This is a genomic window from Flavobacterium cryoconiti, from assembly GCF_048158645.1.
Taxonomy (GTDB): domain Bacteria; phylum Bacteroidota; class Bacteroidia; order Flavobacteriales; family Flavobacteriaceae; genus Flavobacterium; species Flavobacterium cryoconiti.
Window position 1 is genome coordinate 92,199 of sequence record NZ_JBLNKW010000004.1, and the last position, 13,207, is coordinate 105,405.

General features: G+C 34.4%; 13 protein-coding genes. 8 read left to right on the forward strand and 5 right to left on the reverse strand.

Going from position 1 to position 13,207, the window contains the following annotated elements:
* Window positions 1-13 precede the first annotated feature (13 nt).
* Complete coding sequence (locus ACM55H_RS07385; protein WP_039108652.1) at window positions 14-445, reverse strand: tellurite resistance TerB family protein; 432 nt, start codon at window positions 443-445, stop codon at window positions 14-16.
* A gap of 189 nt (window positions 446-634) precedes the next feature.
* On the opposite strand from ACM55H_RS07385, the gene ACM55H_RS07390 reads away from it, so the two are divergent.
* From ACM55H_RS07390 to ACM55H_RS07400, 3 genes are read left to right on the forward strand one after another with little or no spacing between them, the layout of a single operon-like run.
* Entirely contained in the window at window positions 635-1,228 is a 594-nt protein-coding gene (locus ACM55H_RS07390) for a HupE/UreJ family protein (protein WP_039108653.1), read from the forward strand.
* Between the two features lie 6 nt (window positions 1,229-1,234).
* The gene (locus ACM55H_RS07395) at window positions 1,235-1,666 is read left to right on the forward strand and encodes a deoxycytidylate deaminase (RefSeq protein ID WP_416835912.1); all 432 of its coding nucleotides are present in this window, start codon (window positions 1,235-1,237) and stop codon (window positions 1,664-1,666) included.
* 1 nt (window position 1,667) lies between these two features.
* Complete coding sequence (locus tag ACM55H_RS07400; protein WP_416835913.1) at window positions 1,668-3,236, forward strand: S41 family peptidase; 1,569 nt, start codon at window positions 1,668-1,670, stop codon at window positions 3,234-3,236.
* A 24-nt stretch (window positions 3,237-3,260) separates the two neighbouring features.
* Here the strand turns inward: ACM55H_RS07400 and ACM55H_RS07405 are convergent, their stop codons facing one another.
* The 3 genes from ACM55H_RS07405 to ACM55H_RS07415 form a co-directional block, all read right to left on the reverse strand.
* Window positions 3,261-3,866 (reverse strand): FAD-dependent oxidoreductase, encoded by a 606-nt coding sequence (locus tag ACM55H_RS07405; protein ID WP_416835914.1) that lies wholly within the window; start codon window positions 3,864-3,866, stop codon window positions 3,261-3,263.
* A 1-nt stretch (window position 3,867) separates the two neighbouring features.
* The gene (locus ACM55H_RS07410) at window positions 3,868-4,071 is read right to left on the reverse strand and encodes a hypothetical protein (RefSeq protein ID WP_035669579.1); all 204 of its coding nucleotides are present in this window, start codon (window positions 4,069-4,071) and stop codon (window positions 3,868-3,870) included.
* A 124-nt stretch (window positions 4,072-4,195) separates the two neighbouring features.
* Window positions 4,196-4,774: a MarC family protein gene (locus ACM55H_RS07415; RefSeq protein ID WP_039108660.1), complete on the reverse strand. Its 579-nt coding sequence runs from the start codon at window positions 4,772-4,774 to the stop codon at window positions 4,196-4,198.
* A gap of 257 nt (window positions 4,775-5,031) precedes the next feature.
* Between ACM55H_RS07415 and ACM55H_RS07420 the strand changes: the two genes are divergently transcribed.
* The 4 genes from ACM55H_RS07420 (at window position 5,032) to ACM55H_RS07435 (ending at window position 10,179) form a co-directional block, all read left to right on the forward strand.
* A complete protein-coding gene (locus ACM55H_RS07420; RefSeq protein WP_416835915.1) occupies window positions 5,032-5,598 on the forward strand; it encodes a DUF3109 family protein in 567 nt (188 codons plus the stop codon).
* A gap of 263 nt (window positions 5,599-5,861) precedes the next feature.
* Window positions 5,862-6,839, forward strand: coding sequence for a ribonucleotide-diphosphate reductase subunit beta (locus ACM55H_RS07425; protein WP_416835916.1), 978 nt, complete (start codon window positions 5,862-5,864; stop codon window positions 6,837-6,839).
* Window positions 6,840-7,019: 180 nt separating this feature from the next.
* A complete protein-coding gene (locus tag ACM55H_RS07430) occupies window positions 7,020-9,434 on the forward strand; it encodes a ribonucleoside-diphosphate reductase subunit alpha (protein WP_416835917.1) in 2,415 nt (804 codons plus the stop codon).
* A 253-nt stretch (window positions 9,435-9,687) separates the two neighbouring features.
* Complete coding sequence (locus tag ACM55H_RS07435) at window positions 9,688-10,179, forward strand: RDD family protein (RefSeq protein WP_416835918.1); 492 nt, start codon at window positions 9,688-9,690, stop codon at window positions 10,177-10,179.
* 62 nt (window positions 10,180-10,241) lie between these two features.
* Here ACM55H_RS07435 and metE read toward each other — a convergent pair whose 3' ends face one another.
* Entirely contained in the window at window positions 10,242-12,566 is a 2,325-nt protein-coding gene (metE, locus tag ACM55H_RS07440) for a 5-methyltetrahydropteroyltriglutamate--homocysteine S-methyltransferase (RefSeq protein ID WP_416835919.1), read from the reverse strand.
* A gap of 155 nt (window positions 12,567-12,721) precedes the next feature.
* Here metE and ACM55H_RS07445 point away from each other — a divergent pair, with 155 nt between their 5' ends.
* Window positions 12,722-13,183, forward strand: coding sequence for an Lrp/AsnC family transcriptional regulator (locus tag ACM55H_RS07445; protein WP_416835920.1), 462 nt, complete (start codon window positions 12,722-12,724; stop codon window positions 13,181-13,183).
* Window positions 13,184-13,207: the final 24 nt, after the last annotated feature.

The following is a 13,207-nucleotide window of genomic DNA, read 5'->3' on the forward strand; positions in this document are numbered from 1 at the left end:
TTTTATGGTTTTATTATTTATGCATATTTTGCATTTCGAAAAGGAAAGTATCTAAATCTACTTTTTTATCTACCAATGATAATGCTTTAGATATAATGTAATTCACATTATCGGCATTAAAGCCTAATGCTACTCCAATTTTTCCTAACAATAATTCTTGTTTATCTCCTAAATGATGATCGACATGAACCATTCTGGCTAAATCATACAAACGTTCTAATCTTTGCTCATGTAAATAAGGAGCATTAATAGGATATTTTAATGGGTTTTCTAAAATTTCGGTATATTCTTCTGGAGAAATTTCTAGTCTAATGGCCAGTTTGTCTAAAAATAATTTTTCTTCTGGAACAAACTTTTCATCGGCAAGTGCTACACGAACTATGGCTGAAAAATGACCTTTATTTCTTTGTTTGAATTCGCTATCAAATAAATCTGAAAATGACATAATTATTAATTTTTTATCTTACAAAGATAAATCTATTTTTAAATTATTGATTTTAATTTTATTTAAAATTATGATTTGTTAATCAAAGTGTTTTAAATCCTTTTTTAAGGAATGATTTATATTTTGAAATCAATCATTTTCAAAATTAATCGTAAGTTTACAACCCCATATCAATTTAATAAATAACCTATGTCAGATTTTTGGATTTACTTTCAAATAGGATTAAAACACGTTTTGGATATTCATGCGTATGACCATGTTTTGTTTTTAATAGCATTAGCCGTTCCTTTCTCTTTCAAGGATTGGCAGCGAATAGTACTTTTAATAACGCTGTTTACAATTGGACATACATTGGCTTTAGTTCTTTCCGTTTTTGGAATAATTGCCATAAAAGTGAATGTTGTTGAATTGTTAATACCGATAACGATATTAATTACGGCATTATTTAATCTTTTTACGGCTGGTAAATCCAGTAAAAAAGAAAGTATAAATTTGGTGTTTTTTATAACACTTTTCTTTGGGATTATTCATGGTTTGGGTTTTTCAAACTATTTTAAATCAATTCTGGGAGGAAGTGCAACCTCTAAATTATTGCCTTTGGGTGAATTTGCATTGGGGATAGAAGCAGCTCAAATTATTGTAGTTTTTGTTGTTTTGGTATTGTCCTATATTGTTCAAACGGTTTTTAGATTCTCTAAACGCGATTGGACTTTGGTGATGTCAGCATTTATAATAGGGGTAGTTTTGCCAATGATTATTGAAAATGAAATCTGGATTAGATAAAAAATAATGGAATCAAAAAAATTGAATAAATACGATAAAGCGTATCTTAGAATTGCCACTGAATGGGGACTTTTGTCTTATTGTAAAAGAAAACAAGTAGGTGCTATCATTGTAAGAGACCGAATGATTATTTCTGATGGTTACAATGGAACGCCAACTGGATTTGAAAATTGTTGTGAAGATGAAGAAGGGTTAACGCGTTGGGATGTGTTGCACGCTGAGGCGAATGCTATTCTCAAAGTGGCGCGATCAACACAGTCTTGTGAAGGTGCTACATTATATATTACGCTTTCGCCTTGTAAAGAATGCAGTAAATTAATCCATCAATCGGGTATAAAAAGAGTGGTGTATCACAATGGATACCGCGATGATTCGGGAATTCAGTTTTTGATAAAAGCGGGAGTAGAAGTAGAGCATATTCCAGTATTAGAAGAATAAAATGAAAATCGACAATAAATACCTGCCTATAATTATTAGTGTGGCTCTTGGTCTGGGAGTTGTTCTGGGCGGGTTATTGAATGCTCCAAATCAAAGCCCATTTTTTGCTAAAAACAGTTCCAAAAATAAACTCAATAAACTGATTGATTTTATTGATAACGAGTATGTTGATAATGTTAATACAGATTCTATTGTAAATCTGACCGTTGATAATATTTTGGCAAAATTGGATCCGCATTCTGTATATATTCCACCAAGTGAGCAGGCTGAAGTTGTTGAAAGCATGAAAGGAGATTTTGTGGGTATAGGTGTCAATTTCTATATGTACAATGATTCGGTGGCGATAATAAAACCAGTTGAAAATGGCCCTTCGGCAAAAGCTGGAATTAAAGCGGGCGACCGAATTTTGTATGCTGATAAAACTAAATTATTTGGGCGTAAATTGCCGAATGATAGTTTGTTTTCTAAACTAAAAGGTACTGTGGGTTCTGAAATTGAACTTACCGTTTATAGAAAATCAGAACGTAAAAAGATTAAATTAAAAGTAAAACGAGATGTTATTCCTTTAAAAAGTGTCGATGTTTCCATGCTTTTGAAAAATGATACCGGTTATATAAAAATAAATCGTTTTGCCGAAACCACTTACGGCGAGTTTAAAAGAGGTTTGGATGCATTAAAAAAACAAGGTGTCAAATCATTAATTATCGATCTTCGGGATAATGGTGGCGGTTATATGGAAGAAGCCATTGCAATTGCCGATGAATTGCTAAAAGACAACCAATTAATTGTTTTTACCAAAAATAAAAAAGGGAATATAGATAAAACTTTTGCAACGGAAAAAGGAAGTTTCGAAAGCGGAAATGTGTTTGTTTTAATTAATGAAAATAGCGCGTCTGCAAGTGAAATTCTGGCGGGAGCAATACAAGATAATGACAGAGGAACAATCGTAGGTCGACGTTCTTTTGGAAAAGGATTGGTACAACGTGAAATGGATTTTGATGATGGTTCAGCTGTACGATTAACTATTGCCAGATATTACACGCCAACAGGTCGTTCGATTCAAAAACCATATTCAAAAGGGAATGAGGCGTATTTTAAAGAATCAGACACTCGTTTTGTAAATGGGGAATTGTATGAAAAAGACAGTATAAAAGTTTCGAATGCCTTAAAATTTAAAACCAAAAAAGGCAAAATTGTTTACGGTGGCGGCGGAATTGTTCCTGATGTTTTTGTGCCACTTGAAGTAGAACATGGAAATGAAAGCACGGCTTATTTGTTGCAATCTGGGGTTGTTGGGCATTTTGTATTCGAGCAATTAGACAAAAATAGAAACGCATTCAATGGATTGACTTTTCAGCAATTCCTAACTAAAATGAATGAAACGGATAGGTATTTTGATTCTTTCCAAAAGTATATTTTCGAAAACGGATTGGATCTGAAATTTGGGAAAAGCAAGTCGTTAGTAAAACGTTATATAGCTGCAGAATTCGGCAGACAATTGTATGGTGAAAAGTATTATTATGAAATTGTATTGAAAGAAGATGCGATGATTAAAGCGGTTTTAAATTAGAAAACAAATAGAATCCCAAACTTATTACCTAATACTATCATGACAATGCGTTTGTACGCCACCATTCCATAAAGTAAGAATATCAGTGGCAACGGCAGCGCCGCTTCCGGCAGCAATGGCCAGTTGGCTTCTCCAGCCCGCTAAAGTTCCTATTACATAAATCCCGTCAGTAACTTTGTGGTCACTATTTTTGAGTTGGATTCTTTGTTTTTCAGGAAGTGCTTTTTGGTGTGGTTCTACATAATGCATTAATCCATCTATTGCAAAAGTGTTTGCAGACCCAATGCCTATGACGATTATTTTAGTTTTGTAAGTGCTTTTGTTTGTAGTTACGGTGAATTCAGGAAAAATGCCTTCAATTTTCAGCACTTTTTCATTCGGAATTTGTGTAATGTGTGGATAAGTCTCTGAAAGATGTTGAATGCTTTCCGTTAATAATTCGGAGCCTGATTTGCCTGGAATTATTCCGTAGGCATTATTAAACAATGCGTCTTGAAGTGCTGATGCTTTTTGATGGGTGAAAATACCAATTTTTTTATCAATGGCAAAGGGTTTATTTTTTGCAGAACCCAATACAAGTGCACATGACATTCCGGAAACGCCACCGCCAATAATTAGAACATCAAGCATGTTAGAACTTATCGTTTGATTTTTCTTCTATTTTTTTTGACATTCTAAAGATAAGAAGAATCAAAACAGCACAAAAAGAGGCTGCAATCCCAATAAAAGCGACAACGCTGTCTCCTTTAAATGGATTTCTGAAATCAAGCAAAGTAACATTAAATATGATTAAAGCTATTGCTAAAAACACCAGTATGTTAGTAAAGATTTTCATGATATTTTTTTGTTTTTAATATAAAAAATGACGGTTAGAACTATTTTTTTAGAAATTCAAGTCCCAAATAAAATCAAATTATTTTATATTATTGCGTTATGGGGTAAATTTATGAAAATTTATTTTAGACAAACAAACCTTTAACATTAGCAGCGAATAATTTAACAGCAATGGCAAGAAGTACAACTCCAAATGTCTTTCTTATTACTCCAAGGCCATTTTCTCCCAGCATTCTTTCGATTTTAGCAGATGATTTCAAGACAATATAAACCAGAATGATGTTTAAAATGATAGCAACGATAATATTAATGGTTTGAAATTCTGCTTTTAGTGATAATAAAGTAGTCATGGTTCCTGCGCCGGCAACAAGAGGGAAAGCGATAGGGACAATTGAGGCGGAACTGGCGGCTTCGTCTCGATACAGTCGAATGCCTAAAATCATTTCCAGCGCCAGAAAAAACAAGACAAAGGATCCTGCTACAGCAAAGGAGTGGACATCAATCCCAATCAGATTTAAAAATTCTTCCCCTATAAAAAGAAAAACAATCATAATTGCTCCTGAAGCCAAAGATGCTTTTTCGGATTCAATATGCCCAAATTTTGCTCTTAAATCGATGATAATTGGAATAGTACCAATGATATCAATTACTGCAAAAAGCACCATACTTACGGTAACAATTTCTCTGATGTCAAATCCTATCATAGCTTTTTATTTACAAAGTTAAACTTTTCGTCTCATTATTGGATAAAATAGCACAGTATTCCGATTTATTTAGGCATTTTTTAAAGATTATTTAAATAACTATCATTTTGGGAGTTTTTTTCTATTGTATTCAATTTTAGTTTGTTGCTGTCAATGGGATAGTTGGGTTGGTTTGAACGTTAAAGTTAGTTTTTATCTAAAAAAGTACAAATTACTTTAACTACCTTTGCACTTTATAATCTCAGTACCCCAAAATAATGTTTCAATTAGGAAAAACCATCGTCTCAGAAGACATTCTCGAAAAAGATTTTGTTTGCAATTTATCAGCTTGTAAAGGGGCTTGTTGCGTTGATGGAGATGCTGGAGCTCCATTGAGCGTTGAGGAAACTAAGATATTAGAAGAAATTTATCCTAAAGTAAAACCGTTTCTTCGTAAACAAGGAATTGCTGTTATTGAAGCGCAAGGAACTTGGGTAAAAGGAACAGATGGTGATCTTGAAACACCACTGATTGACGATAAGGATTGTGCTTACGTTATTTTTGACGGAAAAACAGCACTTTGCGGTATCGAACAAGCGTATAATCAAGGAATAATTGACTGGAAAAAACCAGTTTCTTGTCATTTATATCCTATTCGTGTGAAAGATTTTACGGAGTTTGCCGCGGTCAATTATGACAAGTGGGATATTTGTGATGCAGCCTGTTCTTTAGGTCAGGAACTTGAAGTTCCTGTTTACAAATTTGTTAAAGAAGCATTGGTTAGAAAGTTTGGAGAAGACTGGTATGCAGAGCTTGAAAAAGTGGCTCTGGACATGAAAAAATAAATCCAAAAAAAATTAAATTTTTCTTGTTTCCTGTTTTTAAAATCCTATATTTTACGGTGCTTTACGCTCTTTTTTAAATTTTAAATTACTGATATACAGTTTTTTATAGTTTGTCTAAAAAATGTCCTATTTTTTTCTATTTGTTAAAAACTAGAGTCGATTGTGAATAAGTTTGACTTTTATTAACCGCAATATTTCACAATCTTTGTAATCCACAGAAAGCATAAAATTTCGTTAAAACCTCAAAAAAATAAACAATTATAATGGCGCAAGTTGAACCAATTTTACAAGAAAATAAAAATCGTTTCGTAATTTTTCCTATCAAACACCATGATATTTGGGAATTTTATAAAAGTATGGAAGCCAGTTTCTGGACTGCTGAAGAAATCGATTTGTCACAAGATTTAAACGACTGGAATAATAAACTTTCTGATGAGGAACGTTATTTTGTAAAACATATTCTTGCTTTTTTTGCTGCCTCTGACGGAATTGTAAATGAAAATCTTGCTGAAAATTTTGTGAACGAAGTACAATATGCTGAAGCAAAATTCTTTTATGGTTTTCAAATCATGATGGAAAACATTCATAGTGAAACGTATTCGTTGTTGATTGATACCTATGTGAAAGATGAAGCAGAGAAAGATGAGTTATTCAATGCTTTAGAAGTTTTTCCGGCGATTAAGAAAAAAGCGGACTGGGCTTTGAAATGGATTGAATCAGATTCATTTGCTGAGCGACTAATTGCTTTTGCAGCTGTGGAAGGAATTTTCTTTTCGGGAGCATTTTGTTCTATTTATTGGTTGAAAAAACGTGGATTAATGCCAGGATTGACGTTTTCTAACGAATTGATTTCTCGTGATGAAGGGGTTCATTGTGATTTTGCAGTGCATTTACACAACCACCATTTGGTTAATAAAGTTTCAAAACAAAGAATTAGAGAAATTATCGTCGATGCTTTGAATATTGAAAGAGAATTTATCACCGAATCGCTTCCTGTGAGTTTAATAGGAATGAATGCGGTGTTAATGACACAATATTTAGAATTTGTTGCTGATAGATTATTAGTAGAATTAGGTTGCGACAGAGAATACAACACTTCAAATCCTTTTGATTTTATGGATATGATTTCGCTTCAAGGGAAAACAAACTTCTTTGAAAAGAAAGTTGCCGAATATCAAAAATCAGGAGTAATGAATACGGATGAAGATGCTCAGAAAATTAGTTTTGACGCTGATTTTTAGAAAGTAGTTATCGCATCATCGGGCGTTTTTAGCCCCGATGGAAGGGAATATCCTTTCTAGTCCTGAACTTTTTTCAGGACTAGAAAGATTGGAATGACAGCGGGATTAGCTTCCCAAAAAAATGAAACAAATACTCAAAAACGGGAAAGGGATTTTCTGTTTTTTAAAACAATTAAGCGTATGTATGTAGTTAAAAGAGATGGCCATAAAGAGCCAGTAATGTTCGACAAAATCACAGATAGAATTAAAAAACTATGTTATGGTTTGAATGATTTGGTTGATGCCGTGAAAGTGGCAATGCGAGTAATTGAAGGACTTTATGATGGTGTTTCAACATCTGAATTGGATAATCTTGCTGCCGAAACTGCTGCATCAATGACTATTGCGCATCCTGATTATGCCCAATTAGCCGCTCGTATTGCAATCTCAAATTTACATTCGAATACAAAAAAATCATTCTCGGAAACGATGAGTGATATGTTCAATTATGTAAACCCAAGAAACGGTCAATATGCTCCGTTACTTTCTGAGGAAGTACATAAAGTGATTATGGATAATGCTGAGTTTTTAGACTCACATATTATATATAACAGAGATTTCAACTACGATTATTTTGGTTTCAAAACCTTGGAAAGATCGTATTTGCTGAAAATAAACGGTAAAATCGTAGAGCGTCCGCAACACATGTTGATGCGTGTTTCTGTTGGGATTCACTTAGACGATTTAACTTCTGTAATAGAAACGTACGACTTAATGTCGAAAAAGTTCTTTACGCATGCAACGCCAACATTGTTCAACGCCGGAACGCCAAAACCTCAAATGTCTTCTTGTTTCCTTTTGGCCATGCAAGACGATAGTATTGACGGGATTTATGACACGTTGAAACAAACGGCTAAAATCTCCCAATCAGCAGGTGGTGTTGGACTTTCTATTCATAATGTAAGAGCTACAGGTTCTTACATACGTGGGACAAACGGAACGTCAAACGGAATTGTTCCTATGTTACGTGTTTTCAATGATACAGCACGTTATGTGGATCAAGGTGGTGGGAAACGTAAAGGTAGTTTTGCTATTTATATCGAAACTTGGCATGCGGATATCTTTGAATTCTTAGACTTGAAAAAGAATACCGGAAAAGAAGAAATGCGTGCAAGAGATTTATTCTTCGCAATGTGGACTTCGGATTTGTTTATGAAACGTGTACAAGAAGACAGTTATTGGACGTTGATGTGTCCTAATGAATGTCCAGGATTGTATGATGTGTATGGTGAAGAATTTGAAGCGATGTACATTGATTACGAGAAACGTGGAAAAGGTAGAAAAACCATCAAAGCACATGAATTGTGGGAAAAAATTCTAGAATCACAAATCGAAACTGGAACGCCATACATGTTGTATAAAGATGCAGCCAATAGAAAATCAAACCAAAAAAATCTAGGTACGATTCGTTCTTCGAATTTGTGTACCGAGATTATGGAATACACTTCGAAAGATGAAATTGCGGTTTGTAACCTGGCTTCTCTTTCGTTGCCAATGTTTGTGGAAAATAAAAAATTCAATCATGACTTGTTGTACACCGTTACAAAACGCGTGACCAGAAACTTGAATAAAGTTATTGACAGAAATTATTATCCGGTAAAAGAAGCCGAAAATTCTAATATGCGTCACAGACCAGTTGGTCTTGGAGTGCAAGGATTAGCCGATGCTTTCATTATGTTGCGTTTGCCATTTACAAGTGATGAAGCTAAAAAACTGAACCAAGAAATTTTCGAAACTTTATATTTTGCAGCGGTTACTGCTTCAATGGAAATGGCGAAAGAAGAAGGACCTTATTCTACTTTCGAAGGTTCGCCAATGTCACAAGGAGAGTTCCAGTACAATTTGTGGGGAATGAAAGATGAGGAATTATCTGGTCGTTGGGACTGGGCTTCATTGCGAAAAGAAGTGATGCAACACGGAGTGAGAAACTCCTTGTTAGTGGCGCCAATGCCAACTGCTTCGACTTCTCAAATCTTGGGTAACAACGAAGCATTCGAGCCATATACTTCTAATATTTACACCAGAAGAGTACTTTCAGGAGAATTTATTGTGGTAAACAAACACTTGTTACACGATTTAGTGGAGCGTGGTTTGTGGAACGAAACATTAAAACAAGAATTAATGCGAAATAACGGTTCTGTTCAAGACCTGAACATTCCGCAAGACTTGAAAGAATTATATAAAACAGTTTGGGAAATGTCCATGAAAGACATTATCGATATGTCTCGTCAACGTGGTTATTTTGTGGATCAATCACAATCGTTGAACTTATTCATGCAAAACGCCAATTATTCTAAATTGACATCGATGCATTTCTACGCTTGGCAATCCGGATTGAAAACGGGAATGTATTATTTAAGAACGAAAGCTGCGGTAGATGCGATTAAATTTACATTGAACAACGATAAAAAAGCGGAGCCAATTGAAATTAAAGAGCAACCAATCGCTGTTCCTGTAGTAGCAGAACAAGTAGAAATGACTACTGAAGAATACAAAGCAATGATTGAATTGGCAAAAAATGCCGGTCCAGACGAATGTGAAATGTGTGGGTCTTAAAGATTTCAGAATGATGATTAACGATTTTTGATTTTTGATCGAGAATCAGTAATAAATAAATCTTTGTCATTTTGGCGAAGGAGAATCTAAAGCAGTTATTGTAATGATAACTGCTTTTTTTTGGAGCTATTTACTTCGTCAGTTCGCTTCAATTGGGGCTAAAATATCAGGAAATTACCTCTAAAATTTGCGAATAATTCACTATATTTGAGATAGTTATCATTATGAGTAATCATTTTTTATACGAACTATCATGGAAAGTAAAAAATTTACTGTTACAGATGATTTATTAGCTTCTAAAAGCCAACGTCTCCTGAATTTCATTATCGATGTATTGATCGTTTATCTTATTGAAATCACCATTGGCACCACCATAATTATAATTGGAGACTTAACAAATAGTTATGCAGCCTCGAATTGGGTTAAATCATTGAGCCCAATCGAAAGCTTCTTTTTTGGACTTATTATCCTGTTTTTTTACTATGGACTGACTGAAATGTATTTCTCAAGAACCTTCGCTAAATATTTTACTAAAACACTAGTTGTAAAGCACGATGGTTCAAAACCAAATATGAAAAGCGTTATAATAAGAACATTATCCAGATTAATTCCTTTGGAGCCTTTTTCTTTTTTAGTAGATACAAGAGGATGGCATGATACTTTATCCGTTACGTATGTGGTGAAAAAGCATGAGTTTATTGCAAAAAAGAAATTGCTTGATCCATTTGATGAAATTGTAGTTTGATAATAGTTTCCCTTAAAAAAGAAAACCTAGTAAATTTTTTAAATCTACTAGGTTTTTTTGAATTATACAGTTGCTATATTTTCTACAGCTATTCTCATTTCTTGAGCAGCGGCTACCATTTCGATTAAAGCCTTTTTAGTTTCATCCCAATGACGGGTTTTTAAACCACAATCCGGATTTACCCAAAGTTGGTCGACAGGAATAACTGCCGAAGCTTTTTCTAATAATTTCACCATTTCGGTACTTGAAGGTACACGAGGTGAGTGAATATCATATACCCCAGGTCCTATTTCGTTTGGATAATTAAAATCGGCAAAAGCATCCAGTAATTCCATTTGCGAGCGCGAACATTCTATGGTAATTACATCGGCATCCATATCAGCAATATTTTGTATAATATCGTTGAATTCGCTGTAACACATGTGCGTGTGAATCTGGGTGTCATCTTTTACGCCACTTGCCGAAATTCTAAAGGCTTTTACGGCCCAGTCCAAATACGTTGCCCATTCTTCTTTTCGTAAAGGTAATCCTTCTCGAATGGCTGGTTCGTCAATTTGGATAATCTTAATTCCTGCATTTTCTAAATCGACTACTTCATCTCTAATCGCCAATGCAATTTGGGTACAGGTTTCCGAGCGCGGCTGATCGTTACGGACAAAGGACCATTGCAAAATAGTTACGGGACCGGTTAGCATTCCTTTTACCCATTTTGGCGTAAGCGATTGAGCAAAAGCCGACCATTTCACAGTCATTGGATTTGGACGTGATACATCGCCATAAATAACGGGAGGTTTCACACAACGGCTGCCGTAACTTTGTACCCAACCGTTTTTGGTAAACGTAAATCCGTCGAGTTGTTCACCAAAATATTCCACCATATCATTGCGTTCAAATTCTCCATGAACTAATACATCAATGCCCGTTTCTTCTTGAAAACGAATCGTTTCTTCGGTTTCTTTTTGAAGCAAATCATCATATTGTTGTTGGTTTAATTCGCCTTTTTTGAACTTCGCTCTCCAGCTACGCACTTCAGTAGTTTGTGGGAAAGAACCAATAGTTGTAGTAGGAAATAATGGAAGATTCAATACGTCTATTTGTTTTTTTCTTCGAACGGGAAATGGATTTTGTCTTTGATCATCACCAGTTGTAATGCTGGCAACGCGATTTTTTACCGCATCATTGTGGATTAATTTTGATGTTTTTCGGTTTTCATTGGCAATTGTATTTTCTTCAAAACGGATAGAATTACTGATGTCTATTTCATTCGAAGCAAAATATTTAAGCAGTACTATTTCTTCTGTTTTTTGTTTGGCGAAAGCCAGCCATTGTTTGATTTCGGGAGTTAGTGTTGAGTTGTTGGTTTCTAGTTCCAAATCACACGGGGAGTGAATAAGAGAGCAAGATGGTGCAATTAAGATTCTATTTTCGCCAAGTGCGTCCGTTGCTTTTTTGATAAGAGCTAACGATTTTTTGAAGTCGTTTTTCCAAATATTTCTTCCATCTACAACCCCAAGTGAAAGAGTTACATTGCTTGATAATTGTCCTGATTCCAGAATGTCATCCAATTGAGAATGACAACGCACCAAATCCAAATGCAAAGTATGAACAGGTAAAGCAAGAACAGTGTCAAGATTTTCGCCAAAGCAATCAAAATAATTAGCCAGAATCAATTTGATTTTAGGAAAACGCTTGTTTATTTCGGTATACACATAAGTGATAGTATTTCTTTCTTTATCAGTTAGATTCAAAGCCAAAAATGGTTCGTCAAATTGAATCCATTCTACATTTTCATTTTCCAGTTTTTGAAGAATTTCAAAATATACCGGAAGTAATTTATCGATAAGGTCTATTCTATGAAAACCTTCTTCCTTTTCTTTTCCAAGAAGCAAATACGTTACAGGTCCTATAATTACTGGCTTTGTAGCGATTCCTAAAGCATTGGCTTCTTTGAACTCATCAATTATTTTTTCGGAGAATAATTTGAATTCTTGATCTTTTGCGAATTCCGGTACGATATAATGGTAGTTGGTATCAAACCATTTTGTCATTTCCATGGCAACCACATCTTGTCCGTCTTTTTGCGAACCTCTTGCCATGGCAAAATACAAATCGATAGTGGAGTTTGTTTTGGCTAGTTCTTGATAACGTTTTGGAATAACACCTAATGTAAGTGATAAATCCAGTACTTGGTCGTAAAACGAAAAGTCATTGGAAGGGATTAAATCGATTCCGGCTTCTGCTTGTAATTGCCAGTTTTCCTTGCGGATAGTTGCGCCTACAGTTAAAAGTTCTTCTACGGAAATTTTTCCTGCCCAATACGATTCGCAGGCTTTTTTTAATTCTCTGTTGCTACCAATTCTTGGATAACCTAGATTGTTTGTTTTCATTATATACAGTATTTTTTACTATGCAAAGTTATTGTATTGGATATTTAAACTTAAATTAGCCTATTGTTTCAGTGAATAAAAGTATTATATGGAGGTATGTCAGGTTTTAGTTCTGAATGAAACTTTGAAAATGATTTTTAACAGTAAAAAATACTATGGAAAATATAGACAACATTGATTTGCAAATCTTAAAACACCTGCAAGAAAACTCGAATATCAATACTAAAGAGCTGGCAAGTAAATTATTTCTGACGGTGACGCCAGTCTATGAACGAATAAAGAGATTGGAACGAGATGGCTATATTATGAAATATGTTGCGTTGCTAGATAAGAAAAAATTAAATCTTGGAATGACAGTTTTCTGTAATGTTCGGCTAAAGGAACATGCTAAAAATGTGGGGAGTAATTTTGTAAAAGATATTGTTGCCCTTCCTGAAATTATAGAATGCTACAATATAGCAGGGGATTATGATTTTATGCTGAAAATTTTGGTGGAAGATATGTCCAGTTATCAAGATTTTGTAATGAATAAATTATCAACTATTGAGAATATTGGTAATACTCAAAGTGTTTTTGTGATGGGAGAAATCAAGCACAGTACCGCATTATCCATTTGATTATTTACATTTTTGATTTGTCTT

Bases quoted from the DNA above. Each gene is read 5' to 3' on its own strand.
- ACM55H_RS07395 (WP_416835912.1), top strand. From the start codon at position 1,235: ATGGAATCAAAAAAATTGAATAAATACGATAAAGCGTATCTTAGAATT.
- ACM55H_RS07430 (WP_416835917.1), top strand. From the start codon at position 7,020: ATGTATGTAGTTAAAAGAGATGGCCATAAAGAGCCAGTAATGTTCGAC.
- ACM55H_RS07445 (WP_416835920.1), top strand. From the start codon at position 12,722: ATGGAAAATATAGACAACATTGATTTGCAAATCTTAAAACACCTGCAA.
- ACM55H_RS07405 (WP_416835914.1), bottom strand. From the start codon at position 3,866: ATGCTTGATGTTCTAATTATTGGCGGTGGCGTTTCCGGAATGTCATGT.
- ACM55H_RS07415 (WP_039108660.1), bottom strand. From the start codon at position 4,774: ATGATAGGATTTGACATCAGAGAAATTGTTACCGTAAGTATGGTGCTT.
- ACM55H_RS07425 (WP_416835916.1), top strand. From the start codon at position 5,862: ATGGCGCAAGTTGAACCAATTTTACAAGAAAATAAAAATCGTTTCGTA.
- ACM55H_RS07435 (WP_416835918.1), top strand. From the start codon at position 9,688: ATGGAAAGTAAAAAATTTACTGTTACAGATGATTTATTAGCTTCTAAA.
- ACM55H_RS07400 (WP_416835913.1), top strand. From the start codon at position 1,668: ATGAAAATCGACAATAAATACCTGCCTATAATTATTAGTGTGGCTCTT.
- ACM55H_RS07390 (WP_039108653.1), top strand. From the start codon at position 635: ATGTCAGATTTTTGGATTTACTTTCAAATAGGATTAAAACACGTTTTG.
- ACM55H_RS07420 (WP_416835915.1), top strand. From the start codon at position 5,032: ATGTTTCAATTAGGAAAAACCATCGTCTCAGAAGACATTCTCGAAAAA.
- metE (WP_416835919.1), bottom strand. From the start codon at position 12,566: ATGAAAACAAACAATCTAGGTTATCCAAGAATTGGTAGCAACAGAGAA.
- ACM55H_RS07410 (WP_035669579.1), bottom strand. From the start codon at position 4,071: ATGAAAATCTTTACTAACATACTGGTGTTTTTAGCAATAGCTTTAATC.
- ACM55H_RS07385 (WP_039108652.1), bottom strand. From the start codon at position 445: ATGTCATTTTCAGATTTATTTGATAGCGAATTCAAACAAAGAAATAAA.